The 2,164-nt window shown below is 53.7% G+C and carries 3 protein-coding genes; all 3 read right to left on the bottom strand.

Annotation, left to right across the window (positions count from 1 at the left end; genetic code table 11):
• The coding region (locus V2I46_13880; GenBank protein ID MEE4178589.1) for a ribosome small subunit-dependent GTPase A at positions 1–351 on the bottom strand (351 nt) is incomplete at its 3' end.
• 3 nt (positions 352–354) lie between these two features.
• The gene (locus V2I46_13885; protein ID MEE4178590.1) at positions 355–744 is read right to left on the bottom strand and encodes a hypothetical protein; all 390 of its coding nucleotides are present in this window, start codon (positions 742–744) and stop codon (positions 355–357) included.
• A gap of 158 nt (positions 745–902) precedes the next feature.
• Positions 903–1,970 carry a VOC family protein gene (locus tag V2I46_13890; GenBank protein MEE4178591.1) on the bottom strand — a complete coding sequence of 356 codons (1,068 nt, stop codon included), beginning with the start codon at positions 1,968–1,970 and terminating at the stop codon, positions 903–905.
• Positions 1,971–2,164: the final 194 nt, after the last annotated feature.

Genomic DNA, 2,164 nt, shown 5'->3' on the forward strand with positions numbered 1-2,164 from the left:
GACGATGAGGGCGAAATCGATGTTGGCGGCGATGACCTGCACTTCGGAGGAATGCCCCACAGCCTTGCGCTTGATGACCGACTGCCGGGGCAGGAGGTTGTGGATGGTGGCCATATCGGGTTCGAAGACGGCCAGTGCCACCCAGTCGCCCACGGCGGGGAAGTCCTCCCGGCTTTGTGCCGTAAAGCGCATATTGCCAGAGAGTTCAGCTTCGAAGGCTCCGCGGGTGGTGGCCACCACATAGCGATCGCGGTGTTCGGCCATCACGCGTCCTGCCTCCAGTCCGCGTGGTTCAAATTCATTCATTGCTGCTGCCCATTGGGCATTGTATCCAAGGTCTTCAAGGTTCATCGTTTAATCCTCCCCTGATGATTTTTCGAATTCAATCAATTCTATAGGAGCGCCATTATGCACCACCATTGCAACGCGGGTCCCTTCGCCGGGTGAATTGGGAGGCGTCAGGATCTCCAGTCCGCGCACCTCCAGTTCATGGTCCAGGTCATCGACCTCAAAGGCCAGGTGGGGCACTTTTTGAATGAGGGGATGGATGGGGCAGTCGGCCTCAAAGCGCATCCACTCCACCCCAAAGGGGCTGGTGTCAAATCCTGAAACAAAAAATTTCAAATGCGGAAGATACCTTTCCCCTTCCTGCAGGGTTTCCACTGGAATGCCCAGGTGGTGGTAGCGCCAGCCCCAAGCCTCGGTGCACAGGGGCGGATCAGCGTCTTTTCTTCTATAATCCATTTCTTCTGGAGGTTTTTGGTTTTCCTAATACCTGCCGTCAACTGGAAACAAGCCTGAAGACTCCCTTTCAAAGGGATATTTTTGAAATCATTGCTGAAAGCTTTTACCCTAAAAAGACAATCGGATAGCTTTCACTGAGCGCAGGAACCTTTCCAGGTTTATTTCACCCTGTTGAAGCGCAGGGTTTTGAGCATCCATGTGGGCAGGGGTTTACCCATTTTTCGTTTGTCCAGGTTGATGTACCAGCCCAGCTTTTTCACGACAGGGATCTTATGGGTCTCCACCAGCTCGATCAGGGTTCCGTCGGGGTCTTCAATATAGGCAAAGTGTCCTGCAGCCTCACCCATATCGAAGCTCTGGCTGAGTTTTTCCTGGCTGTTGACGGTGAAAGGGTTGCCGCTGGCCTTGCAATAATCCCTGAGGGCATCGAAGCCCTGTACGTCGAAGCAGAGCTGGATGAATCCCGGGTCGCCCCAGAACCGACCTTCGTAAATTTTACGGGGTGTTGACTCCAGGGCCTGCACCAGTTCAATGGCTGCCGGGCCGAACATCTTGCTGAAAGGCCCTTTAAACGGCTTGCTATGGCTGAGCAACACGCGGCGAAACTGCTGCTGGCCGCCCTGCAGTCCAGCCAGATCTTCAAAGGTACCCGTCATGTCGTACACCACCTGATCGAAGCCCAGGATGCCCGAATAGAACTGAATGGCCTTATCGGCATCGCTGACACCGGTAACGATGCCATGAACGCCGCCGCTGTCCTTGCCTTCGTCATAGAACTTCTTGCTGCCCTTCACAAACTGAAATACGTTTCCCCAGGGGTCGGTAATAAAGAAGGTGGCTTCACCCCCGGGATCTTTCTGCAGGGGTGTTACCTCCAGCCCCTGCCCTTTAAGGCGGGCATGAGTGGCCGTCACATCGAAGGATTTCATTTTGCAGGCAAAAATGCCCAGGTCGCCCAGCTGCGGGGTAAAGGAGGGGTAAACCGGCTTGCGGTCGGCATACTGCCACACTTCAAAGCCGCCCCCACCCTGCAAGTTGATAGCCAGCACGGCGTGGCGTTTCTGGGGTTGGTTGCCCGTGTAGGGAAGCATATATTCGGCATAGGCTGCCTCCTCAAACATGCGGATATCCATCCCGAAATGGGTAATGTACCATTGCCAGGCCTCCGGTAAACTGGTAACACCGATGCCGATCTGCTGGATCCCGCAAATTAGATAATTTTTCATAGCTCCCTCTCCTCTCCTGTTTTTAGCTGAATGATTTGAATGGGTTCATTACGGCAAAACCCCTGTTTCAGGTGGGGTTCACCTTGTTGACCAGATAGTAAAAAACCGGGGGGATGTATCGTTTGAAATACACCATAAGCAATTCCTTGCCCCCGATGTAGGCGTTCTTTTTGTTTTTCTTCACAGCCCTGACA

It is taken from the genome of Bacteroides sp. (assembly GCA_036351255.1).
Lineage (GTDB): Bacteria > Bacteroidota > Bacteroidia > Bacteroidales > UBA7960 > UBA7960.